At 62.4% G+C, this 24301-nt stretch carries 22 protein-coding genes; 6 read left to right on the forward strand and 16 right to left on the reverse strand.

The window, feature by feature from the left end; genetic code table 11:
* Positions 1-39: 39 nt before the first annotated feature.
* Together NEK97_RS10365 and NEK97_RS10370 are read right to left on the reverse strand one after the other, a co-directional pair.
* Positions 40-1353 (reverse strand): LssY C-terminal domain-containing protein, encoded by a 1314-nt coding sequence (locus NEK97_RS10365; protein WP_257369838.1) that lies wholly within the window; start codon positions 1351-1353, stop codon positions 40-42.
* A 67-nt stretch (positions 1354-1420) separates the two neighbouring features.
* Complete coding sequence (locus NEK97_RS10370; RefSeq protein ID WP_257369839.1) at positions 1421-2398, reverse strand: NAD(P)-dependent oxidoreductase; 978 nt, start codon at positions 2396-2398, stop codon at positions 1421-1423.
* Between the two features lie 125 nt (positions 2399-2523).
* Here NEK97_RS10370 and mtr point away from each other — a divergent pair, with 125 nt between their 5' ends.
* Positions 2524-3948 (forward strand): mycothione reductase, encoded by a 1425-nt coding sequence (gene mtr, locus NEK97_RS10375; RefSeq protein ID WP_257369840.1) that lies wholly within the window; start codon positions 2524-2526, stop codon positions 3946-3948.
* Between the two features lie 80 nt (positions 3949-4028).
* Here mtr and NEK97_RS10380 read toward each other — a convergent pair whose 3' ends face one another.
* Positions 4029-4433, reverse strand: coding sequence for a DUF1801 domain-containing protein (locus tag NEK97_RS10380; protein ID WP_257369842.1), 405 nt, complete (start codon positions 4431-4433; stop codon positions 4029-4031).
* Between the two features lie 278 nt (positions 4434-4711).
* Here NEK97_RS10380 and treS point away from each other — a divergent pair, with 278 nt between their 5' ends.
* Positions 4712-6991, forward strand: a complete 2280-nt coding sequence (treS, locus tag NEK97_RS10385; RefSeq protein WP_257369844.1) for a maltose alpha-D-glucosyltransferase — start codon at positions 4712-4714, stop codon at positions 6989-6991.
* A 68-nt stretch (positions 6992-7059) separates the two neighbouring features.
* Here treS and NEK97_RS10390 read toward each other — a convergent pair whose 3' ends face one another.
* The 3 genes from NEK97_RS10390 to NEK97_RS10400 all read right to left on the reverse strand — a co-directional run bounded on the left by NEK97_RS10390 (position 7060) and on the right by NEK97_RS10400 (position 8955).
* On the reverse strand, positions 7060-7725 hold the full coding sequence (locus tag NEK97_RS10390; protein ID WP_257369846.1) for a hypothetical protein: 666 nt from the start codon (positions 7723-7725) through the stop codon (positions 7060-7062).
* The gene (locus NEK97_RS10395; protein WP_257369847.1) at positions 7722-8246 is read right to left on the reverse strand and encodes an RNA polymerase sigma factor; all 525 of its coding nucleotides are present in this window, start codon (positions 8244-8246) and stop codon (positions 7722-7724) included. The genes NEK97_RS10390 and NEK97_RS10395 overlap by 4 nt, the downstream gene beginning before the upstream one ends.
* A 172-nt stretch (positions 8247-8418) precedes the next feature.
* Positions 8419-8955, reverse strand: a complete 537-nt coding sequence (locus NEK97_RS10400) for a GNAT family N-acetyltransferase (protein WP_257369849.1) — start codon at positions 8953-8955, stop codon at positions 8419-8421.
* A gap of 151 nt (positions 8956-9106) precedes the next feature.
* On the opposite strand from NEK97_RS10400, the gene NEK97_RS10405 reads away from it, so the two are divergent.
* On the forward strand, positions 9107-11125 hold the full coding sequence (locus tag NEK97_RS10405) for a glycoside hydrolase family 3 protein (RefSeq protein ID WP_257369851.1): 2019 nt from the start codon (positions 9107-9109) through the stop codon (positions 11123-11125).
* On the opposite strand, the gene NEK97_RS10410 is transcribed toward NEK97_RS10405, so the two are convergent.
* The 5 genes from NEK97_RS10410 to NEK97_RS10430 all read right to left on the reverse strand — a co-directional run bounded on the left by NEK97_RS10410 (position 11122) and on the right by NEK97_RS10430 (position 16468).
* Positions 11122-12132 carry a YdcF family protein gene (locus NEK97_RS10410; RefSeq protein ID WP_257369852.1) on the reverse strand — a complete coding sequence of 337 codons (1011 nt, stop codon included), beginning with the start codon at positions 12130-12132 and terminating at the stop codon, positions 11122-11124. The genes NEK97_RS10405 and NEK97_RS10410 overlap by 4 nt on opposite strands.
* A gap of 25 nt (positions 12133-12157) precedes the next feature.
* Positions 12158-13168: a LacI family DNA-binding transcriptional regulator gene (locus NEK97_RS10415; protein ID WP_257369853.1), complete on the reverse strand. Its 1011-nt coding sequence runs from the start codon at positions 13166-13168 to the stop codon at positions 12158-12160.
* A gap of 19 nt (positions 13169-13187) precedes the next feature.
* A complete protein-coding gene (locus tag NEK97_RS10420; protein ID WP_257369855.1) occupies positions 13188-14087 on the reverse strand; it encodes a carbohydrate ABC transporter permease in 900 nt (299 codons plus the stop codon).
* 2 nt (positions 14088-14089) lie between these two features.
* A complete protein-coding gene (locus NEK97_RS10425) occupies positions 14090-15055 on the reverse strand; it encodes a carbohydrate ABC transporter permease (protein ID WP_257370072.1) in 966 nt (321 codons plus the stop codon).
* Between the two features lie 87 nt (positions 15056-15142).
* Positions 15143-16468, reverse strand: coding sequence for an ABC transporter substrate-binding protein (locus tag NEK97_RS10430; RefSeq protein ID WP_257369856.1), 1326 nt, complete (start codon positions 16466-16468; stop codon positions 15143-15145).
* Between the two features lie 191 nt (positions 16469-16659).
* Here NEK97_RS10430 and NEK97_RS10435 point away from each other — a divergent pair, with 191 nt between their 5' ends.
* The 3 genes from NEK97_RS10435 to NEK97_RS10445 all read left to right on the forward strand — a co-directional run bounded on the left by NEK97_RS10435 (position 16660) and on the right by NEK97_RS10445 (position 19518).
* Positions 16660-18702 (forward strand): beta-galactosidase, encoded by a 2043-nt coding sequence (locus NEK97_RS10435; RefSeq protein WP_257369857.1) that lies wholly within the window; start codon positions 16660-16662, stop codon positions 18700-18702.
* Positions 18703-18830: 128 nt separating this feature from the next.
* Positions 18831-19040, forward strand: coding sequence for a hypothetical protein (locus tag NEK97_RS10440; RefSeq protein WP_257369858.1), 210 nt, complete (start codon positions 18831-18833; stop codon positions 19038-19040).
* 40 nt (positions 19041-19080) lie between these two features.
* Entirely contained in the window at positions 19081-19518 is a 438-nt protein-coding gene (locus NEK97_RS10445) for a VOC family protein (RefSeq protein ID WP_257369860.1), read from the forward strand.
* A gap of 17 nt (positions 19519-19535) precedes the next feature.
* Here the strand turns inward: NEK97_RS10445 and NEK97_RS10450 are convergent, their stop codons facing one another.
* From NEK97_RS10450 to NEK97_RS10470, 5 genes are read right to left on the reverse strand one after another with little or no spacing between them, the layout of a single operon-like run.
* Positions 19536-19940 (reverse strand): rhodanese-like domain-containing protein, encoded by a 405-nt coding sequence (locus NEK97_RS10450; protein ID WP_257369861.1) that lies wholly within the window; start codon positions 19938-19940, stop codon positions 19536-19538.
* The gene (locus NEK97_RS10455; RefSeq protein WP_257369863.1) at positions 19937-20752 is read right to left on the reverse strand and encodes an IclR family transcriptional regulator; all 816 of its coding nucleotides are present in this window, start codon (positions 20750-20752) and stop codon (positions 19937-19939) included. The genes NEK97_RS10450 and NEK97_RS10455 overlap by 4 nt, the downstream gene beginning before the upstream one ends.
* Positions 20753-22375, reverse strand: a complete 1623-nt coding sequence (locus NEK97_RS10460) for a beta-N-acetylhexosaminidase (RefSeq protein ID WP_257369864.1) — start codon at positions 22373-22375, stop codon at positions 20753-20755.
* The gene (locus NEK97_RS10465) at positions 22372-23283 is read right to left on the reverse strand and encodes a carbohydrate ABC transporter permease (protein WP_257369866.1); all 912 of its coding nucleotides are present in this window, start codon (positions 23281-23283) and stop codon (positions 22372-22374) included. Before NEK97_RS10465 ends, NEK97_RS10460 begins: the two co-directional genes overlap by 4 nt.
* Positions 23280-24272, reverse strand: a complete 993-nt coding sequence (locus NEK97_RS10470) for a carbohydrate ABC transporter permease (RefSeq protein WP_257369867.1) — start codon at positions 24270-24272, stop codon at positions 23280-23282. The genes NEK97_RS10465 and NEK97_RS10470 overlap by 4 nt, the downstream gene beginning before the upstream one ends.
* Positions 24273-24301 lie beyond the last annotated feature (29 nt).

Raw genomic sequence — 24301 nt, forward strand, 5'->3', positions numbered from 1 at the left:
CTGTGCGGCTTACTATTTCTCCGTCGGCGGCACTCACCGTCAGGAAGGCACGCGCCGCCCAACGACGGACGCCGGGACCGCTGGAACCCGCTGCCGTTTGGCGTACACGCGGGCCCGTTGGCTCGACAACGCCAGGAGCACCAGGATGTCCGTTGCCAGACCGGACAGGCCGGCTTCGAGCGTGAGGTTGGCGCTCCCCGTGGAGTAGTCGACCGCTTGGGCCAGGATGGAGATGGAGCTCAGGCCCATCGCGATCACACGGGCACCATTGCTGCCCAGGAAGATCCGCCACGCAAGGAATACTTCGCCGAGTCCGAAAAGCAGCACCACAACCGCCACGGTGACCAGTGCCGCCGTCGTGGTTTGTGGGTCTGTTGAACCGTCATCAAAAGTGATGCCGTCAACGTCACCGCCCGAGGCCAGCAGGATGAAGGCCAGCACGAAGGCTGCCAATGACCTGGCTACGACCAACGCTGCGCCCACCATGGTTGGCGCGGGACGCCTGTCGCGGCTGTCCGTCTGACGAGGCAGCTGATCGGTGGGAGCCCGGACGTTGCGGGCGTCGACAATGGGAAGGTCGCCGTCCGTGGAAATCGAATCGCCGCCGCCGTTGCGCGAGTGGTAACCCGTGGAAAAGTCCTCGATGACCTGCACCTCAACGGCCGGCGACGCAGCCGAAACTGTCGAGACAATATGGTCCCGTTCCACGTCGGTGTTCTGCTCGATCTTGTGCGTGATCTGCAGCGTGAAGAGCGAGAAGCCGACGCTGCGGTCGTAGGTTCCGGCGGCGAGCCATTCCACTTTGTGCCCTCCCGGGAGGAGCCACCCTTCGGGGCAGCGCCAGAACCGGACGTGGTGACGTTTGCCCGGATTGTTGTCCACTTCCTGCTGGTAGGCGAAGTCCTGCTGGCGGTCGAACAGGTAGAGGGGGCTCACCGGGGCTTCGGTGTAGCTCTGCCGGAAGATGGTCGAACTGATGATGCGGCGGCTGCTCTGCAGCGTGACGTCGTCCGCCTTCGTCCAGCCGGCGGCCCGCATGATGGCGTGGATCTGGGGTTCGGCGCCCAATAACGCTACGTTCACGGGATCGCCCAGCAGTCCGTCGCTGGTCCTGGCGCGCCCAATGAAATAGCCGGGAACGTAGATCGTGGTGAGGATGCGGTGCAGCCGCGGCAAGAGCAAGTACGCAAGGAACGCCCAGAAGAGGATGTAGAACCAGATCTGGCCCCACCCCAGCTGGAAGCTTTCGCCCACCAACAGGAAAGCAAGCCAAATAGTCGCCGCACCGCCCAGGACGAAGAACGCGTGATCCAGCCAGCTGTCGGTCACGTTGAGGCGTGGTGTCTTAGCCATGCAGCTCCCCCTTTTGCTACTTAAGCTTCGGGGTTGGGGCACGGGTTGTACATGGGGGTGGGCGGGTTTAGGCCATGATTGGGCTCTCAACATGCAGCTTGTTGTTCTTGATGAGCCACTGCACGGACTCGCGGACAGCCTGTTCCGGTTCATAACTTGGCGCATAGCCCAGCAGTGCCTTGGCCTTTTCGATGCTGACGCAGTGGTTGCGGGAGAGGTGGGCCCAGCTGGTGTCCGCGTGTTCCGGCGTCGTCGTCCCCCGGAAGTCGTCCCAACTGACCATGTCCGAGTGTGGCTCCTGACCGAACCACGACGCCGCAATCTCCAGGTAGCCGCGAACAGTCAGGGCGGATGGAGCAACGATGTTGAAGTCCTCCCCGGCCGCCGCCTCACGCCGGTCGATGGCCTTTTCAAACGCCTGGGCGAGGTCGTCTGCATGCACATGGTGCATCAGCTCCGTGCCGCCACCCGGAATCTGGAGGGGCTGTCCGGCGGAGATCCTTTCCCACACAGAGGGATCGAAATTCCCCAGCGGGCCAACCGGATGCCAGCCCGGGCCTACGATATGTCCGGGGTGCAGGGACGTGGTGACCAAACCGCCGTCGGCCGTTTCTTCCTTCAGCATCCGTGCGATGTCGCGTTTTTGGATACCGTATTCGTCCAGCGGCTCCGCGGTGGAGTGCGAGCCCTCAGAGATGGGCAGCTTCCGACTGGCGCCGTAACGCCAAATGGACCCGCAATGCAGCAGATGCCCCGCCTCGCCCCGGAGCCGGTTCACCAAGTGGATGGCTGAGTCGAGCGTGAAACACAGCAGGTCAACCACGACGTCGGCACTTAAGTCCGCGATGCGGTCACCAAAAGCGCCCTCCCGGTCCTCCTGCGCGCGGTCCGCGGTGACCTGGTGGACGTGCTGCCACTCGGGGGAATCCGTGTAGGGCGTACTGGTGCCGCGGCTGACGTTGACCACTTCGTGTCCCCCGCGTACCAGCCTGGGAACGAGGAACGAGCCGATGTGGCCACTGCCACCGATGACGACGATTTTCATGGTTCTCCTGCGCTGGGTGGGGCGTGGGTGTTCACTGTACGTGACCGGATCTTGGCGCGCGATCCCCCGGTCCATTCGCCATCGGTTCACTAGGGTGGAGAGAAGCCCAGAGTGAGGATCACCAAATGGACAGCCCTACCAGCGACATCGCCGTGGACCGGCACTATGACCTGATCATCATCGGCACAGGGTCCGGGAACTCGATTCCCGGACCGGAGTTCGAAGACCGGTCGATCGCGATCATCGAAGAAGGAACATTCGGCGGTACCTGCCTGAATGTCGGCTGCATCCCGTCGAAGATGTACGTTCACACTGCCGACACCGCACTGGACATTGCCGACTCCAAGCAGCTGGGCCTCGACGCCCAGGTCAACTCGGTGGATTGGCCGGGCATAGTCAACCGAATCTTTGAAAAACGGATCGACCCCATTGCCGCTTCAGGCGAGGATTACCGCCGTGGCCCGCGGAGCCCCAACATCGACGTCTACGACCACCACGCCGTTTTCGTCGGAGAACGTACTCTGCGTATAGGCGACGGCGCCCACCAAGAAACCATCTCAGGTGACCAGGTGGTCATCGCCGCCGGCTCCAGGCCCATGATTCCCGATGCCATCCCAGCTTCAGGCGTGCGGTATTACACCAACGAGGACATCATGCGGCTGCCGGAGTTGCCCAAATCCTTGGTGATCATTGGCGGGGGCTACATCGCCATGGAGTTCGGCCACGTGTTCGACGCCCTCGGCAGCGACGTCACCATCATTCCCCGCTCGACGCTCCTGCGGCATCTGGACCACGACCTCCACGACCGGTTCAACGCCCTGGCCGCCAAACGCTTCGACATCCGGCCTGGCCGGACCACCATAGGTGCCGAGCAGACAGACCACGGCATAACAGTCAGGCTCGACGACGGCACCTCCGCGACGGGGGAGGTCCTGCTGGTTGCCACGGGGCGCATCCCCAACGGGGACCTACTGAACCTGGCCGCTGGCGGGATCGAGATGACCGGGAATGGCCGCATCAAGGTGGACGAATACGGCCGGTCAACCTCCGCGCCAGGTGTCTGGGCCCTTGGTGACGTCTCCTCCCCGTACATGCTCAAGCACGTCGCCAACGCTGAGATGCGCTCTGTGCGCCACAATCTACTGAACCCGGACAACCTCCGAAAAATGCCGCACGACCATGTTCCCTCGGCCACGTTCACCAACCCGCAAATCGCCACCGTGGGCATGACCGAAGCCCAAGCCCGCGAAAACGGCTACAACGTGACCGTCAAAATCCAGGACTACGGAGACGTCGCATACGGGTGGGCTTTGGAAGACACCACCGGGATCTGCAAACTCATCGCCGACCGCGACACCGGCAAACTCCTCGGCGCCCACTACATGGGGCCCCAGGCGTCCACCCTCATCCAACAGATGATCACCGTCCTGGCCTTCGACCTCGATGTGCGCGATTTCGCCGCCAAGCAATACTGGATCCACCCCGCACTGCCCGAAGTCACCGAAAACGCGTTGCTCGGCCTCACGTTCAACGGGACGGGAGCGGGGTGATGTGGGCGGCGGCTTGAACGATTCGGGTCGGTGATCCCAGGAGGAACTGAACGTGCCACGATCCAGTTCGTAGTCGGACGCTATTGCGTGGCTTCGGGTGGCCGGATGGCTTTGATCTTTCGCCAGCCACCGGCACGGTTATTGGCGATGATGGCCCTGAACATGTCACCAAGTGCCTGGACGTTCACTGCTTCACCCTCGCGGTAGGAGACGGTGCGGGCCGTTTTGTTGTTGTGTCCGGCCGTGATGATGCCCTGGGGGTCCGGGACAATGCCACCGTCATAAAGGAATACATTGACGTGGTCCTTGGCCGCGAGGAGGGCGCAGATATTGCCATCCAGGACGAAATACGGCTGGATGGTGCGTTTGATGGTTTCCTGGACGTCCGGATTTGCGGCGAGCACCAACTCCCTGACTGCTTGGCAGATTGCCTGCTGCCATTCCGGCAGGGACTCGATGTAGCTGTCAACGCGGGGGTCAGCCATGTCCGAAAGTATGCGCCAGCAATCCCGGAAATTGAAGGGTGCGTGGGCCGTTCGAATGTGAACCACGGTTGCAGGAGTAACTCCAAAGTCCGGGCTGGATCCGGTGGTCGCCATCCGCCGTCGGGCCTCAACCGGCGCGACTCACTTCTCCCCGAGGTCGACAAACAGCTGCCAAGGATGCTTAGCATGATTACGCCGGGTACGCCCGGGTACGTGACCTCTTGAATGACCCCTCAGACGGTCGGCGCAGCTGCGGCGACCACGTAAAGGAGAATGCTGTGCGGGAGCCTGTAGTCAACGAGAGCGCGGCAGAAGTCGGCTCTGATCCAGCCGAAACGCAGGAAGAAACACAGGAAGCGGTCACCGAATCACCTGAGCCCGAGATCACTTTCGACGAGCAGTTCTATCCCGCCCGCCCCAAAGCGCTGAGGCCCATAGCCCGGCGTCGGCAGTTTTTCGCGGCCCGGCCGTCGCTGGAATTCGACGGCCTTAACAAGACCTATGTGGATTGGCTGCGCAACCAGTCGATGCTGGGGGACGCCAACACCATGGCACGGCAGCTCTCCGGGCAGGCCAGCATGTGGCAGAACTCCTATGCAAGGCCCAATCCGCGGGCAGCTGTGGAGCGCGCGCCCGTCTGGTTCACGGCGTATCCGCTGTCCTTCATCACCAAGGACGGCCAGTCTTTCCTGTCGGCACTCGGTGATCCGGAGCTGTGGGATGCCTTCCGGGAAATCGGCATCCGCGGACTGCACACAGGGCCCGTGAAGTTGGCCGGCGGCATCAGCGGCTGGTCGCAAACACCCAGTGTTGACGGGCACTTTGACCGGATCTCCATGGCGATCGATCCCGCTTTCGGCACCGAGGAGGAGTTCCGACAGATGTGTGAGGTCGCCGTGGACCACGGCGGCACGGTCATTGACGACATCGTTCCCGGTCACACCGGTAAGGGCGCCGACTTCCGGCTGGCCGAAATGAATTTCCGGGACTACCCGGGCATCTACCACATGGTCGATATCCCGGAAGAAGACTGGCACCTGTTGCCGGATGTTCCGGAGAATGCGGATTCGGTCAACATCAGCCCTGAGGCGGAGAAGGCCCTCCAAGAGGCGGGTTACATCATCGGCCGGCTCCAGCGCGTGATTTTCTACGAGCCCGGGGTCAAGGAAACCAACTGGAGTGCCACCAAGCCGATCATTGACACCACAGGCAAGAAGCGCCGTTGGGTGTACCTCCACTACTTCAAGTCCGGCCAACCCTCCATCAACTGGCTGGACCCCACGTTCGCAGGCATGCGCCTGGTGGTGGGCGATGCCCTGCACTCGTTGCTGGACTTGGGCACCGGTGCCCTGCGCCTTGACGCCAACGGCTTCCTTGGCGTTGAGAAGAGCGCGGAGGAAGAGCCGGGCTGGTCCGAAGGACACCCGTTGTCGGAGGCAGCCAACCAGCTGATCGGCTCGATGATCCGCAAGGTGGGCGGGTTCTCCTTCCAGGAGCTCAACCTCACCATTGATGACATCAAGTCCCAGTCTGAGTCCGGCCCGGACCTCTCCTACGACTTCATCACCAGGCCCGCGTACCACTACGCGCTGGTCACCGGCGACACCGAGTTCCTCCGCCTTACGCTCAAGCTGGCCATGGAGATCGGCGTGGACCAGGCCTCATTGGTCCACGCACTCCAGAACCACGACGAACTCACCTACGAGCTGCTTCACTTCGCAGCCGGCCACCGGGACGACGTCTTTGAGCTCGGCGGCGAAGAGCTGACGGGCGCTGAGGTTGCCGAGAAGGTCCAGAACACCATGCGGGAACGCCTCACAGGTGAGAACGGACCGTACAACGCGGTCTTCACCACCAACGGCATTGCCTGCACCACAGTGAGCTTCCTGATGGCAGCGTTGGGCGTCAAGGACCCGGAGGCCATCACTCCCGAGCAGGAATCCCAGGTCCTGGACGCGCATGTGCTCCTGTCCATGTACAACGCGCTGCAGCCGGGTGTTTTCGCTTTGTCCGGCTGGGATCTCACCGGTGTCACGGCACTGGACCGCCAGACAGTGGGCGAGCTGACCTCGCAGGGCGATACCCGTTGGATTAACCGTGGCGCCCACGACCTGATGGGCACCAGCCCGGACGCTACAACCTCGCTGGCGGGGATGCCTCGGGCCCGGAGCCTCTACGGTCCACTTCCCGAGCAGCTGAAGGACTCCAACTCCTATGCGCGGCGGCTCCAGCAGATCCTCGCGGTTCGGGAAGAGTCGGGGATTGCCACCAGCACACTCCTGGACGTGCCGGACGTGTCGAACAAGGGATTGCTGGTCCTGGTGAACCAGCTCGCTGACGATGCACTGCAAGTCACGGTCCTGAACTTCTCGGACCAGGACATCGCGGGCAGCATTCAGTCCTCACACCTTGTTCCGGGCGCGACTGTCCACGATCTGTTCAGCGGCGAGGACATCAGCCAGGTCGATGACCTCTGCAGCTTCTTCCTCGAACTCCGCCCGTTCCAAGGCACGGCACTGCTGCTGAAGGACCCCGTGGAGGAAGAAGTCACCGAATAGGAGGCCCGAGATGGCAGTTAATGCCAATGTTTCCCAAATACATTGGCATTAACTGCCACTTCGCGAGCCTACTTCGAGGGAAGCGCGTCCCAGTTCTGGACCAGGAAAGCCGTGCCGGTTGGGGCGCACTCTCCCAGCTCCGTGTTTTCCGGTGAGTTGCCTCCACCGAATGCGAATTGCTGCCCAAGGCTGATGGCTGTTCCGTCGGGCAGAACCACCCCGGTCCCTGTGATGAGGGTTCCGCGGGGGAAAATGAGGCCGCTGGAACTGCCGTCGGGGTCCACACGGGCTATGCATCCGCCACCGTTCAGGCCGAGCGTTCCCGTGTTGAGGGCATCCATCTGGTTCTCCGCTTCCGGGTCCGTAGCCACGGCCGCTTTGTTGCCGTTGGCGCCGGTGACGATCCGGGCTTCGAAAGTCGGCATCCGGACGCCCGTGACTTCAGGCAGGGGGGAGCTGACGGCGGGCTCCGCCGGCTGGACCACTTGCGAGGATGTCTCGGTGACCGCCACCCCAACGATCACGGCAGCGGCAACGGCTACCAGGCCGAGCCCTGCCACCAGCCTGAGCCGACGGGAAGGCGACTGCTCTCCGGAGCTGCCGACGGCGAGTTGTTCCGCATCAGTGCGCATGACTGCGAGGCTTCTTTCCCGGCTTCGGGCCAGGTCTTCTTCGGTGACTGCCAAGGCGGGGTCGGCTGCGGAGAGGCGAGCCAGCGTTTCCTTGCTGTTCATTGCTGCACATCCTCTATGGCTGGATCTGTCCGAAGTAGCTGGCCTAGTGACTTCCGCGCCCTGTAGAGACGCATCCGGACGGCCGTGCCACTGACACCGAGGAGCGCTGAAACCTCGACCGAGCTGAACCCGTCCCAATAGGTCAGGAGGAGTACCTCCCGCTCCTCCGGCTTGAGCTGGTCCAACGCCTCAGTGAGGGCGCCGCCTTCAGAACCCGGGAGGGGGATCCGCTGTTGCCCCAGCTGCTGGGTGAGGTTAAGGGAGCGCAGGTTTGAACGGTAGTGGTTGCGGAGGACGTTCCGGGCTATGCCGAACACCATCAGGACGGATAGTTCCTGGTCAAGGGACTTCTCCCATGCGATCCGAAAAACCTCTGCGCATAGGTCCTCCGCCGCGGCTACCCCTTCCGTTCGACGAAGGAAGTACCGGTAAACCTGGTCATGGCAGGCCGCGTGTGCTGCCAGGAAATGCTCTTGCCTGGCCGACTCCACACGATCCCCCTGCTCCGTTTGCGAGCTCATACCCGGTTAATGTCCGGCAGTAGGAAGAATGTAACCAACTTCCGAAAAATAGGCGGAAGGCACGACGTCGGCACCCAGTGGGATTGCCTCCGTCATGCGGTCCTCCTGGTCAGCCGGGTAGTGCCGGGCAGCCTAACAGCGCCGGGTGACGGGAGGGTGAACAGGCCCCGGATCAGCTAAGCGACGCCGGTATCCCGATCCAGTAGCGCCGGAAGTCCCGTCCGTCCGTTCCGGTCCGGACGTCCTCAAGTACTCCACCGCAGCGCTCAATTGTCCTGGCGGAAGCTTCGTTGGCGTAATCACAGGTCAGGAGGACGCGTTCCGGCTCCCCCTGCACCCACAACCGGTCACAGACCTCCCGCAAAGCCCACGACGCCGCTCCCCTCCCCCTATCGGACGGCCGCACGCCATAGCCTATGTGGCCCCCGGAGTTAAGGAGGTACGGGGTGAGGTAGTGACGGAAGGCAATGGCTCCCACATACCTTTCGCCCTCGATAATCCAGCGGTAGGTGCACGGAACAATGCCGTCCTTCTCGGGTGCATGCTCGGCATCGGTCAGCCGTTTCACCCATGCCGCAAAGCCTTCCCGGGTGCTGACGTTGTCGTCCGGGAACAGTCCCGCGCCGTCCTGGTGGGCGCCGTCCCATTCGCCGTGGGACTCAATGAAGGACTGATGGAAGGACACGTCGGGAGCTACGAGTTCGAACATGCAGACGACTCTATACGGAGAGCAATCCCCCCGCCGACCCACCCTTTGGAGACAAATCTACTTTCTTGTCATATACATGACTTATCCCGTAAATACATCGCAGCTCCACTAACCGATCGGAATGCAGATGCCCGGAAAAGGAACTACCCTCTTGACGGCGGCCACCACAGTACTGCTCATGACGGCCGCAGGCACTGCGGTTGCGGCCGTGCCCACCACGGCGGAACGCACGGCGGAACCCACGACGGCGGCCAGCACCGCACCAGACATCGAGGCACTGATTTCGGGAATGTCCCTGGACGATAAGATCGGCCAGATGACCTGGACCCACGTCTACGGCTCGTCCGCGGATGACACGTCCATGGCGGCAAGCAACCAGGAACGGTACGGCGTCAACACCCCAGGCGAAGTCGTGGAAAAGTACAACCTCGGCGGCGTCCTCTACTTCGCATGGTCCGGAAACACTAACAACCCCCAGCAAGTGGCGGGACTCTCCAATGGCCTGCAGAAACGGGCGGTGGGGGCTGACGGTAGCGGTATTCCCCTAGCGGTGACCATCGACCAGGAAGGCGGCCCCGTTGCCCGCATCGGACCCCCTGCCACGGTCCTCCCCGGGAATATGGCCCTTGGCGCCACGGCAGACAAGGACCTCGCTCAGGCACAGGGAACCATTCTCGGGTCTGAGATGCGGGCCATGGGCATCAATGTTGACTTCGCCCCGGTGCTGGACCTGAACTCCAACCCCGACAACCCGGTCATCGGAATCCGCTCCATGGGTGAGGACCCCGCCCTTGTCAGCTCCTTGGGCGTCGCGCAAATCAATGGGATGCAATCGCAGGACGTCGGAGCCGCCGCGAAGCACTTCCCCGGGCATGGCGACACCTCAGTGGACTCCCACTACGGTCTTCCCACGGTCACCTATAACCGCGAAACGCTGAACAAGCACCTTCAACCGTTCAAGGCGGCCATCGACGCCGGCGTGGACATGGTCATGACAGCCCACATCATCGTCCAGGCCATCGATCCGGACATGCCCGGAACCCTTTCGCATAAGGTACTGACCGGATTACTCCGCGATGAACTCGGGTTCAAGGGCCTGGTCACCACGGACGCCCTGGACATGGCAGCCATGGCAGCGGAGTGGCCTCAGGAAGAAATAGCGGTCAAAGCCATCCAGGCCGGCTCGGACATCCTCCTGAACTCCCCCGATGTGGACGCGTCGTTCGCAGGGGTTCGCGCCGCCGTCGTGTCCGGTGAACTGAGCGAAAGCCGCCTCGACGAATCCGTCCGGCGGATCCTCGAATGGAAGGTCAAGCGGGGAGTCTTCAAGCAACCCCTTACGGATACCGCCAGCGTGGACAGTCTGGTCGGCACGGCAGGGAATCTGGCAACGGCCAACCAGATCTCGGACCGCGCCGTTACCTTGCTGCGGAACCAGGATCGCGTGTTGCCGCTGGCCCCGGGCACTTCGGTACTGATGGTGGGGTCCGGTTCAGGTTGGCCCGAACTGGTAGGGCCCAAACTGAAGGACCAGGGATTTGCTGTCACCGAAGACTACGAAAACGGGAGTTCGCCCTCCAACGCATATAGGGCGCGGGCTGTAGCGGCGGCCAACAAGGTGGACGCAGTCGTCTTCACCTCGTACAACGCAACGTCCAACGCGGCCCAGCAACAGATGGTGGCCGAGCTCGCCGGGACCGGTAAACCCGTCATCGTCATCGCCACCCGTAATCCCTATGACATCAGCGTTTTTCCGGGAGCTGCGGCCGTGCTGAACAGCTACGGGACAACGAACGTCAATTTCCACGGGGTGGTGCGGGCCATCGCCGGCACAGTGAACCCCGCCGGCAAACTGCCGGTCAACATACCAGCAGCCGACGGCGGCGGCGTCCTTCTGCCGCTGGGCTTCGGTTTGAGTTACGACACCGCGACGCCGGCAGCCGTCACGTTTACGGACAAGCCCGGTCGCGGACAGGACTCCTACGCCATCCCCGCGGCGGTGGGGGTCAACTACGTGATTGATGGCAAGGTGATCGCCGCCGGGACCTACAGGAAGCCCGACGGAACGGTGACCGTCACGGCAGTTCCCGTGAAGGGCTACGTCTTTACCGAGGGCGCCGTGACCCGGTGGAACCACACGTTCACCACGGGACGCCCAACCCGTAGCTAAACCACGGAAGAGTTTGCCAGTGCCACCGTGATGAGCAGGGCAATCCCGAACATCGGCAGGCAAAGGACCATGTTTGTCAGGCGGTTGTCCCTCATCACGGCCACGAACTCCCGGAGGAAAGCACTGGGAACGAAGTATCTGGCCGTCGGGGCACCCACCACTTCCGCGTCGATCTTCTGCCGACGGGAAAGGAGCGCCGCGCGGAGCACATGGTAGTTGTTGGTGCACACCAGCAACGGTCCGTGGATGCCCTTTGCCGCCAGGAGTGCGACGGAATTTGCCAGGTTTTCGCGGGTCGTGGTGGCCTGGTTTTCCTCCAGGACGTCACCGTCCGCGGCACCTTTCGATACCAGGTACTCCTTCATTGCCGCAGACTCCGGCCGGGGTTCGTCCGGGCCTTGGCCCCCGGAAGGCACCAGTACAGGCCTGACGGGAGTGACGCCGTCGTAGATTTCCAGGGCCTTGTTCAAGCGCGCGGCGAGAAGCGGCGGGACCTTGCCGTCGATCAGGCCGGAACCCAGGACGATCACAGCTGCCGGGTTGGGACTGAAACGCATCCTCGAGTACACCAAGGCGTATCCAAGGAACACCAGGAACGCACAGCCAAGGTAGGCGCAGAGGAAGAACGCCAAGGCGGCGATACCGGCCAGGACGGGTTGCCCGCTCAGCACAAAAAGGAAGGCGATCACCGGGGCCAGGAACACCGCCAACCCCACGGCGATCGGGAGGAAGCTGGTGATACCTGGACCTTCCCTGCGGACCATCGTCAGGCCGTTGGCGATCAGGAAGGCCGCGAACACGAAGATGCTCACGACGGGGACCACCAAAACCACGAGGTTCAGCCACTCGAACCAAGGGTTAAGGGCGACCAGGAAGTCCAGGATCGTCTGGAGGAGGAACCAGATGGATACCAGCAGCAGCACGCCATTACGCAGCCTCCGGCGGTCCGACTGGTAGGAGGCGAGGAAGAGGCCCGCGAAAAGAAGTCCAAGGACCAGGTTCAGCATGCTCCAAGCCTATTCGGTGCCGTGGCTAGGCCGTTTCGCGGATGATCAGCTCCGTGGGAATCGTGACTGCGGCCGGCCGTTTGCCGCTGATGACGTCCAGCAGGAGGCGGACCATCTCTTCGCTGATGCGATCGAACGGCTGGCGAACCGTGGTGAGCGCTGTTTCCCGGGAGTCATTGATGTCGTCAAAGCCGACGACGGCGATATCACCCGGAGTTGTTAGGCCGGCTTCACGTAGTACGTCCATCGCGCCAAGCGCCATGAGGTCATTCGCGGCGAAGACGGCGTCAATGTCCTTTGCCCGGGCCAGGAGTTCGCTCATCGCCTTCGCTCCGCTTTCACGGCTGTAGTCGCCCTGGGCGATGAGAGCCTCATCAACACCTTCACCATGGTGGTCGCGGTACGCTTCCAGGCGTCGGGTTCCACCCGAAGTGTCCGCAGGGCCGGCGATGGTGGCAATCCGCTGCCGACCGCCGTCGCGCAGGTAACGCAAAACGTCCCGGGCGCCCTCGTAGTCGTCGGCCGACACGTAGCCCATCTTCTTTTCGAACCCCAAGGGAACGCCACAGGCGATCGCCGGAATACCAGCAGAAATGATGTCGGCAATGATGCCCTTCCGGCTTCCATGGGAGGAGACCAGCAGGACACCATCCACATGGCCGGCTGTGAGGAAGTCCGTGGCGCGGCGCTGTTCGTCGTCGGTGCCGGCCAGGATCAGGACCATCGGAATATCGTGCACTGCCAGCGCGTCCGCCGCACCGCGCATCAACACAGCGAAGTTGGGGTCTTCAAAGAGCCGTTCCTGGGTCTCGGTGAGTAGGAAAGCCACGGAATTGGCCCGGTTGGTTGCAAGGTTCCGGGCATGGGGATTGACCCGGTATCCCGTCTTCTTGATGGCTGCGTTGACAGCCGCGAGGGCTGACGGGCTGACCCAGTGCCCACCGTTGAGAACCCGTGAAACAGTACCTCGGGAAACGCCGGCTTCTGCGGCCACATCGTCGATCTTGGGCCGCGGCTTGGGGGTGGCGTGAGTCATGACCACAGCCTACCTATCGCTAGGCCTTCACGGCGCCAGCGGCAAGATCCACCTTCCAATAGCGTTGCAGGAGAAGGAACATGATCACCAACGGAACGATGGATAGCAGGGCACCCGCAAGAACCAAGGTATAGAGCGCGGGCGCGGAGGCCCCCTGGTTCAGCAGCCCGTTAAGCCCAACCGTGATGGGAAACAGGTGGTCGTCGCCAAGCATGATGTACGGCAGCATGAAGTTGTTCCAGATCGCCACGAATTGGAACAGGAAGATGGTAACCAGGCCCGGGAGCATCATGGGGACGGCTATGCGGTTGAATATGTACATTTCCTTGGCACCCTCTGTCCGCGCGGCCTCGATGACATCGCCCGGAACCGAAGCAGCAGCGTAGATGCGGGCCAGGTAGATGCCGTAAGGGCTGATGATCTGGGGGAGGAGCACCGACCAGTAAGTATTGGTGAGCCCGGCCTGGGCGAGCATCAGGTACTGCGGGATGGCCAGGATCACGCCCGGGACCAGCACACCCATGAGCAGGACCTTGAAGACCCCGGATTTGCCGGGAAAGTCGTATTTGGCCAGGACGTAGCCCGATAGCGCCGACACCCACGTTGACACGATGGCTCCGACGCCCGCGTAGAGGGCAGTGTTGAGCATCCAGCGCCAGAACAGGCCGTCGCGGTATCCGGTGAGCTCCACAATGTTGTCCCAGAGATGCGTACTGGGCGCCAATGTGAAGGTGGAGAACAGTTCGGTGCCGTCCTTGCTGGCGGCAGCCACCACCCAGACCACGGGGAACAGGCAGTAGAGCGCACCAAGGATCAGGATGCCGGTGGACAGATAGCTCGGCTTTTCCTTGGCGTACTCCGCCCTGCCGGGCGTGGCAAGGGCGCGGCGGCTTTTCGGGGGCGTAGCCAGGGCAGTCATGGTCAGTTCTCCTGTCCAAAGGCCCGCTTCTGCACAATGCGCAGGAACAGGAAGGAAATGATGAAGGTTGCCAGGGCAATCACGATGCTGGTGGCGGCAGCTGAGAAGACATCGTTCCGTGTGAACGCATCACGGTAAACGAGCATCAGCGGGGACCAACTCGTGGAAAGGCTGTTGGCCAGCGGACGCAGCGTGGTGGGCTCGGCGAAGACTTGGAGCGTTGCGATCATCGAGAACAGCGCGGTCATCACAAGGGAAGGGGCAATGATGGGGATTTTGATCCTGATGGCGGTCTGGATTTCAGAGCAGCCGTCCAGCTTGGCCGCCTCATAGATTTCGCTGGGAACTGCCTTGAGCGAGGTGTACATGACAATCATGTTGAAGCCCACGCCGCCCCACAGGGCGATGTTGCAGATGGCGAACGTGACCAGGTTGGGATCCAGCAGCGAGGGCAGTTCCATGCCGAATTGGCGGGCCAGGAAGTGGAAAGGGCTGACACCGGGCAGGTAAAGGAAACCCCACAGGAGCGAGCTGATCACTGCCGGGACCGCGTACGGCAGGAAGATCGCCGTGCGAGAGAAGCTACCTGCCCTGGTGCGGCGGGAATCGAGAAGGAGCGCGAATAGCAAGGCAAAGCCGAGCATCAAGGGAATAAGGATGAGCCCGTAGGTCAGGACACGAAGAACACTTCCCAGGAACTCAGGATCCGTCAGAGCACCGACGTAATTGTCCAGGCCGGCGAAAGCCGTACTCTGCGAACCTTTCCCGAGGCCCAGGCCGCTGACTTTCTTTTTCTGGAAGCTGAGCACCAGCGTGTAGATGATGGGCGCTGCCATAAAGACAAGGAACAGGACGATGCCCGGGGCGAGCATCGCGTATGGGATGAGCACCCGGGACTTGAAATTCTTGGCCCGCCTGGGGGTTTCGGATGTTCTGCCGGCCGCCGGACCGGGCTTGGTTGCGGTCATTGCCACGGGTGCACTTCCTTGTTTTCGAAGAGGTTGACGAGCGTTGCTGCGGGAGGACGTTTGTCCGTCCTCCCGCAGCTGAGGCGGCTACTTGACGGTGAAGCCGGTCTTCTTCAGGTCCTCGACGGTGACCTGCTGCATCTTGGCGACGGCATCCAGGAAAGCACTCTTCTGCTTCGACTGGGCGGCCTTGGCGAACTGGTCGTTGTAGGCGTTGTAGGCAACGTTGACGTTGGGGCCGTAGGTGAAGGAACCCACGTTCTGCGCAGCCTCGCCCACCACCTTGTAGAAATCCGGCTGGTTGGAGAAGAAGGCAGGGGCCTCAGTGAGCGAAGATTCGGCGCCCGCAGTGTCCGCGGGATAGATCCCTGTCTCCTTGACCAAGGCCTTAACGGCCTCGGGATCAGTGTTGAGCCAAGTGGCGAACTTGGCCGCGGCGTCCAGGTTCTTGGATTGCGAGGTGACCGCTGTTGACGAGCCACCCCAGTTCCCTGTGGATGGCTTGGATGCATCCCATTGCGGCATGGGCGCTGCTTTCCACTTGCCCGCCGTGGCACCCGCGTTGCCTGAAAGAACACCCGGACCCCACGCTGCGCTCAGCCAGCCAACCTGCTTGCCGGTGTTGAGCGCAGTGTTCCACTCCGGTGTGTACATGGGCTTGTTGTCGATGATGCCCTCTTCTACGAGGCCACCCCAGTAGCCTGCCACCTTCTGGGTGGGTTCTTCGGCAATTTTGACGTTCCAGGCGTCGCCCTCAACGCCCCACCAGGAAGCTCCAGCCTGTTGTGCCATGCCGGTGAACCAGCCGGCGTCGTTGGACGAGAACGTTCCCAGGTAGGCCTCGGGGTCGGCTGCGTGAACAGCTTTGGCGGCTGCAGCGTACTCTTCCCACGTAGCGGGGACTGCGATGCCCAGCTTCTCGAAGATGTCAGCACGGTAGTAGAAGACCATCGGACCGGTGTCCTGCGGAACCGAGTACAGCGCCTCGCCGCCCAGGGTCACGGAGTTCCATACGCCTTCGGGGAAGTGGCTCTTGGTTTCGTTCGCGGCAGTACCCGAAAGGTCGGCGAGCGCATCTGCTGCCACCAATGTGGGGATCTTCTGGTATTCGGCTTGGATGAGGTCCGGAGCCCCGCTGCCTGCTTTGACGGCGGTGAGCAGCTTGGTGACGGCCGGGTCGCCGCCGTCCTGCTTGTTGACGGTCACGTGGATGTTGGGGTTCTTCTCATTCCAAAGCTCCACCACCTTGTCCAGGTTCGGGGCCCAGGCCCAGTAGGTCAATTCCACCTTCTGGTTGGGGTCGCTGGCAGCAGATTCCTGGTTGCCGGCGGTGGATCCTCCGGAACATCCTGCGGCGAGCATAGTGGCCGCTGCGAGCATGGCTACGGCGCCTGCACGAAATGACTTGCGCATTTCGTCCTCCTTGTCGAAAAGCTGAATGGGTCTGACTGGTTTCACCGCTCATCCGAACTGGAGTCGCATGACTGTGAGCGGTTCCAGTAATTCACAGCATTGTGATCCATGTCAACAATGTTTTCTCTGTGGTGCACAGAATTTGTCTGTGATATTACTGGGAGCGCACACAGTTCTAAGGAGATCACTCGATGACAGACGTCCTGCAGGCCCCCGCCGTCCAACGCGCGGCGGCGCCTTGGCTCCAGCGCCCGGCAGGCCTTTGCTACGGCGGGGACTACAACCCCGAGCAATGGCCCCGCGAGGTCTGGACGGAGGACATCGCGCTGATGAAAGAGGCCGGGATCAACCTGGTCAGCGTCGGCATCTTCTCCTGGGTCCTCCTGGAACCTCGTGAGGGCGAATACGACTTTGAGTGGCTGGACCACCTCATGGACATGCTCGCCGATGCGGGGATCAGCGTGGACCTTGGCACCCCCACCGCAGCACCCCCTGCCTGGTTCTGGAAGAAGTACCCACAGGCACGGCCCGTGACCCGGGAAGGGGTGACCTTGGGTATCGGATCGCGAGGCATGGCCAGTCCCAGCTCGCCGGAGTACCGCCGCGCCGCCACCAACATCACCGAACAGCTCGCGCGCCGGTACGCCTCCCACCCCGCCCTGGTTCTCTGGCATGTCCACAACGAATACGGCGCACCCGTCAGCGACTCCTACGATGAGCAGTCCGTTTTGGCCTTCCGCGACTGGCTTCGCAACCGGTACGGGACCCTGGATGCACTCAATCAAGCGTGGGGCACCCTCTTCTGGGGTCAGAAGTACGGGGAATGGGACGAAATTGATGCTCCACGGCTTTCAGCCAGCGTCAGCAACCAGACCCAGCGCCTGGACTTCCACCGTTTCACTTCGGACGCCATGCTGCAGTGCTTCGTTGCCGAGCGGGATGTCATCAAGAAGTACACACCGGACCTGCCGGTGACTACCAACTTCATGGCAACCAACTGCCTGTCCCCCAACTACTGGGCATGGGCCAAAGAAGTGGACATCGTTGCGAACGACCACTACCTCGTTGCCCAGCGCACGGACAATCACGTCCTCCTCGCGATGGACGCCGACCTCACCCGCTCATTGGCAGGCAACCGGCCATGGATGCTGATGGAGCATTCCACTGGTGCGGTGAACTGGCAGGGCAGGAACATCGCCAAGCGCCACGGCGAGCTTGCCCGCAACAGCCTTTCCCATCTGGCCCGCGGCGCGGACGCTGTGATGTTCTTCCAGTTCCGTGCGTCACGCTACGGCGCGGAGAAATTCCACTCAGCCATGCTTCCGCACGCCGGAACAGGGACCCGCATTTGGCGGGAGGTGTTGGACTTGGGAGATGACCTCCGAAAGCTCGCACCGGTCAAAGGCTCCACCGTGTCCTCGAGGGTGGCCATCCTTTGGGACGTCGAATCGTTCTGGGCGCAGGACCTTGAATGGCGCCCCAGTAGCGACCTCGACCATCGCGAACGGATTGAGTCCTTCTACTCAGTGCTGTGGAACCGTGGCATCAGTGTCGACTTCGCCCACCCCGAAGCAGACCTCTCCGCCTACGACCTGGTCCTGGCCCCGGCGCTCTACTTGGTGGGAGACAAGGCCGCTGCCAACCTGAGCCGCTACGTTGGTGACGGCGGCCATCTTATGGTTTCCTACTTTTCCGGGATCGTGAACGTCAATGACACCCTCCCCTCCGGAGCTTCCCCAGGTGGGCTCCGCGATGTCCTTGGACTCGAGATCCACGAATTCCTTCCGCTTCGGAAGTCGGAAATCGTGACCCTGGAGAACGGCGCCAGGGGATCGGTCTGGTCTGAGGAAATCCGTCCCGTCACCGCTTCGGTCCTGAGCCGCTACGTTGATGGCCCAGCGGCCTCCGGCCCGGCCATTACCCGTAACGCATTCGGCAAGGGGCTGGCTTGGTATGTCTCCACAAAGCTCGACGGCGGTCACCTCGCCGACGTCGTACTGGACGCCGTGCGGGCTGCGGGGATCGAACTGGGAGCACAGCCTCCTGCCGGGTTGGAGATTGCATCACGCAGCTCAGAGAAAGGAGCTTTCACGTTCCTCATCAATCACGCTGACACAGATGCTGAATATCCGGCGACCGGGCTCAACCTCCTCTCGGGGGAAACAGTGGACGGAATCGCCCACATCCCAGCCGGCACCATCTGCGCTATCCATACCCCGGCCGAACGGAACTAGCTCCGCTTTACCCACAGGCCGCCGGTCCGGACCTCGGTCCGGGCCGGCTCTCCAGTGGCCTCCGTGGAAATCCGATCCCCGCCGGGCTCCACTGCCCGCCTGCACCACCGTCCCAAGAAAGGTGCCCCATGAATAACGCCAATGACGCTTCGGTCGAAGTCCGGGTTGATACCGCATCACAGATCGAAAGCATGCTTGAGGCCGCCATCGAGAAGCTACAGCCGATGGCCACACTGAGCCGCCAAGGCATTCTGGTGACTCGCCTGGACCCTGGGCACTTCAGCATCTCCGTGAGCGACGCGGTCCCCTTCGGCGTGACCCGCGAGCGCACACGCTAAAGCGCTGGAGCTAGTCGCAGTGCGTTGGTAGCTTCGACCTATGGCCATCAAACTTGAAAACGTCGGTATTGCGGTTCGGGATATCGAAGAAACCATCGCCTTCTTCACGGACCTCGGCCTTTCGGTGGTCGGCCGTGACACGGTCAGCGGTGAGTGGGCTGATACCGCCGTCGGACTTGACGGCAACCACGCGAAAATCGCGGTGCTCCAAACGCCGGACGGCGAGGGACAACTGGAACTCTTCGAGTACATCCATCCGGATGCGATCGAAACAGAACCGACGCTGCCGAACGAGATCGGGATGCATCGGGTGGCCTTCTCCGTTGACGACATCGACCAAGCCCTGGAAGTAGCCGCCAAGCACGGATGCACTCCGCTGCGGGGCGTGGCCACGTACGGGGACGTCTACAAACTCACCTATCTCCGCGGGCCCAGCGGCATTCTGGTGATGCTTGCCCAGGAACTGAAGAAGGGCTGAAGTTTCGCCCTGGGCGCTCAGCTTTGGTGTGCAGTCACCCTTGGGTCGGGCTCACTGGGATGAATCCCCGCGTCCGTTTCCACCGGCAGTCCATTCCGGACCCAGTACTCGATGCCACCGATCATTTCCTTCACGAAGTAACCGAGTTCGGCGAAGGCGAGTGCTGCGAAGGTACTGCCGTTGCATCCGGGACCCCAGGAGTACACAACCACAAGCGAATCCGTCGGGATCAGCTCGGCTGCCAGCTCCGGGACCTGGGCTGTCGGGATATGTACCGCACCCGGAATATGTCCGTGGTCCCAGGAAGATCGGCGGCGGGTGTCCACGACAACCAGCGATCCCGGTGGGGCTTCGGCGACATCCATGACGTCAATCTCGCACTGCAGCTTTGCCCGGAAATACGCTGCGGGATCCAGTGTCATGCGAGCTTCGCCAGCTTTGCGCTTGCCCTGCGGGAACCCAGTTTCGCGGAAATGCGAAGGCTTGTTTCGGCGGCCATCGGTCCCACTTCACGTACGCGCTTGGCGGTCATGCGTGACGACAAGGAAGACACCGACAAAGCGGCGACTACGTGGTCATCATGGCCAAAGATGGGGGCTGCGACGCAGCGGACCTCCGGCTCGTTCTCACGGTCATCAACAGAGTAGCCCCGGCGCCTTATCGCTTCGAAGTCGGCACGCAACAGGGCCGGATCGGTGATGGTCTTATCCGTGAGCGGCACCAAATCCCCCGCGAGGATGGGACCCACCACCTCCTCTGGACTGAACGCCAGCATGGCCTTCCCGACGGCGGTGCAATACGCCGGCATGGTGGCCCCCACCCTCGACGCCATGCGAACGGTGGCCTCATCCTCCACCTTGTCCAGATAGACAACGTCGTGCCCGGAAAGCACCACCAGATGGCAGGTGCTTTCCGTGGCACGCATGAGGGCGCGGAGTTCTCCGTTGGCAACGCTGCGCAGGTCAACCCGGTCAAGGTAGGACTGCCCCAGGCGGAGGCAGCCGTGGCCCAGCCGGAACTTGCCCGTCTCATGGTCACGCTCCAACAGGTTTTCCTCGAGCAGCGGAGCGGCCAAACGCAGCAAGGTGCTCTTATTCAAGCCGGATAGCCGGGCAAGCTCCACCAACGCAAGGCCATCACCGTTGCCGGGCTCCTCGGCCACCACCGTCAGCAGGGCCAGTGCCTTGCGCAGCGAGGCCGAGGAGTTGCGGATCTCTTTGCCTTCAGTAGTCACTCAGTTCCTCACGAGCTGCTCTGCGTCGTAATCGCGTTTCCAGCCCTCAACACCAGGGCGCTTCTGCCATGGCGCGGGGCCCTCCAAAGGACGGTACTCCACACCCATGGCCTCGAGCCGTGCGAGGTGTGCACCTGTGAGCCGGTTCAGGAACTCATCGTAGTCCCGGTTTTCCGGGTTGGACCAGAACACTTCGGCGATGGCGCTAAGGCGGGGAAACGCTGCGAACTGCACGCGGCGCGGTGAGTCCAGATGCTCGGTCCAGATGTTGGCTTGCGCTCCCAGCAGGCGGCCGGGGAGGTCCTCGTTCCCAACTCCGGGCAGCGGCTCGAACTCATAGACGGCCTGCAGCGTCGTCACAAAACCAACGGGCACCGGCTCGTCGTCGCCATCGGCTTGCCGGTGGTCCAGGTACAGCTTGTGCTCAGGGCACATCACTACGTCATAGCCCTTGCGGAGGGCATCAATCCCGCCCTCGTATCCCCGCCAGGACGCCACGAGTGCGCCGTCCGGCAGTCCGCCGTCGCCGATTTCATCCCAGACCGAGGTGGCGCGGCCATGGTTTTGCAGGTGCAATGCGAGCTGCCCGACGAACCAGCTGTGCAGGCCCGAAACATCCTCCAGGCCCAACGCGGCAGCCTTGGCTTGCGCCTGCGCGCTGGCTTGCCATTGGGTGAGCGGCACTTCGTCTCCGCCAAGGCTTATCCACGGTGAGGGGAAGATGTCCACCACTTCGTCGAGGACGTTGCGGTAGAACTCCAGCGAGGTCTCAGAAACTTCCAGCACCGTCTCGTTGATACCCCAGCGCGTCCACACCTCCACAGGCGCTGAACCCTCGGCCGGGCCCGCCCCAAGCTCCGGGTACGCAGCGATCGCGGCTTGGCTGTGCCCCGGAACATCGATCTCCGGAATGACCGTGATGTGCCTGTCAGCGGCGAAAGCCACGATCTCACGGAGGTCATCCTGCGTATAGAAACCGCCGTGCGGACGGCCGTCGAAAACACCGGCACGCCAGGATCCCAGCGACGACTCGCGGCGCCAAGCACCCGTCTCAGTCAGCTTTGGATAGCGGTTGATCTGAATCCGCCACCCTTGGTCATCCGTCAGGTGAAGGTGCAGGATGTTCAACTTGTGAGCAGCCATCACCTCGATGAACCGCAGCAGGTTGTCCTTGGGCATGAAGTGCCGTGCGACGTCCAACATGGTCCCGCGGTAACCGAAGCGTGGCTTGTCCTCCACCTGTACCCGCGGCAGTGGCCACGCTTCGGCAGGAGCAACCGGGGCCTGGCGCAAGGCTGCCGGCCCCATCAGCTGCAGGAGGGTTTGAGCAGCATAGAAGGCGCCAGCGGCCCCGCCCGCGGAAATCACGACGGCGCCGCCCACCTCCAGGCGGTACGCCTCGGCGTCGAGTGCGGGGTCAAGCAGGAGTCGAATGGACGCGCTCTGGGTGGGTGCAGGCGCCACGTCCCAGCCGGTCGCTGCCCCCAAAGCCCGGGAGAGCCAACGCCTTGCGCCGCTCAGTTCCGGGTCGGCACCCAAAGTGGTACCGGCGTCGAGCACCAGTTCGCCTGTCCCCACGGAGAAAGACCACGGCGCAGGGACCAACTGATGAACCGCACTCATCCCTTCACCGCCCCAGCCAAGCCGGATACCAACTTGCGCTGGACCGATACGAAGAAGATCAGTACAGGAATGGTCATGATGACCGAGCCGGCCATGATGGCTCCCCAATCGTTTTGGTCCGGCTTGAAGAACGTCAGCAGTGCCATGGGCAGCGTCTGGTTCTCCTGCGCGGAAATGATGAAGGTCTTGGCGAAGAGGAAGTCGTTCCACGTGGAAATGAACGAGAACACCGAACACGCCACCACACCCGGCGCCACCAGGGGGAACAGGATGGAGCGGACAAACCGGAAGCTGCTGGCGCCGTCCAAGCGGGCCGCCTCTTCAACTTCCAGCGGAACAGCGGCCACGAAACCGCGCAGCATCCAGATGGCGAACGGAATACTGAAACCGACGTGGACAAGGACCAGCGAACCCAGCTGGTTCAGGCCAACCAACGGGATGGCCTCGCCGGCGTTGCGCAGCAGGAAGAACAGCGGAATCGTCAGGGCTTCAACAGGCACCATCTGTGAGACCAGGATGATGATCAGCAGCTTGGTGCGCATCTTGAAGTTGTAGCGGGTCAACGCCACAGCCGCGAGGAACGCGAGGATGGTGGAGAGCACCACAACCACCAAGGCCACGATCACGCTGTTCAGGAAGTACTGGCCAAAATTGTTCACACCAAGGACGCGCCCGAACGAGTCCAGCGACGGTTCCAGCGTGTACGGAGCTGCATCGCCGGCGTCGAGCGCTGTCTTGGGCTTCAACGCGGACAGCACCATCCAAAACAGCGGGAAGGCGACGATCAACGCGATGACGATCGCGGCCGCATCGGCGCCGAAACGGCGTTTGCCCTGCTTGCGCAGCTTCTGCGGGGCGCCGGCCTTGGTATTTCGGCGTGCGGGCGATGAAATGTCGACGGCGGTCACAGGGCCTCTCCTGTTCGCTTGAGGATGCGGAGGTAAACGAGCGTGATGACCATGAGCAACGCGGTCATGATCACGCCGAGCGCGGAGCCGAGGCCATAGAGGCTCGCCGCGAACGCCTGCTGGTAGCCGTAGACGTTGAGCACCAGGTTCTGGCCTGCAATGCCACCACCGTTGGTCATGATGTAGATCTGCGAGAAGATCTTGAAGTTCCAGATGATGGACTGGATGGTCACCACGATCACGATCGGACGCAGCATCGGGAGCATGATGCTGCGGGCAATGCGCGGCATGGAAGCACCATCGATCCTGGCAGCCTCAATGACCTCGGCGGGGATTGCCTGGATGCCCGCGTAGACAGTGACAAGGACGAACGGGAACGAGCACCACACCACTTCGCTGGCCACGAGTCCGAAAGCCGACCATTTGTCGTACGTCCACGAGTAGCCCTGGAACTGCGTCAGGCCGATCGAGACCAGCGTCTTGTTGACCAAGCCGAGAGTGGGCTCGAACAGGAACAACCACACGGCACTGCCCGTAACTGCAGGGGTGGCCCAGGCCCCGAGCGACACTACGAAAAGCATCGAACGGACCCAGGGACGCAACCTTGTTGCCAGCACAGCCAGCGAACTGCCCACCAACAACGTGAAGACCACGCAGGCGGTAGCGAACACCACGGTGTTGCCCAGGACGGTCCAGAACTGCGGATCAGCGAAGAGCTTCTGGTAGTTCCCGAGGCCAACGAAGTTCAGTGGTGCTTTGCCGCTGACCTGGGCTTGGCGGTAGTCGTACAGCGAGACGTTGATCAGCTGGAAGATCGGATAGCCCAGCAGTGCGATCAGGACAATGAAGGCCGGGGCCAGGTAGAGCCAAGGCTCCAGCCCACGCTTTCCGTTGGAGAAACGCTGGGACTTGCGTGCCGCCGTCGTCGATCCTTTTTCCGGTGTACCGCCCTGGGGCGCATCGGGCAGGACCGGGGTGAGCGCTGTCATGCTGCGCCTCCGGGATGTGATGGGGTGCA

This window comes from Paenarthrobacter sp. UW852 (genome assembly GCF_024608385.1).
GTDB lineage: Bacteria > Actinomycetota > Actinomycetes > Actinomycetales > Micrococcaceae > Arthrobacter.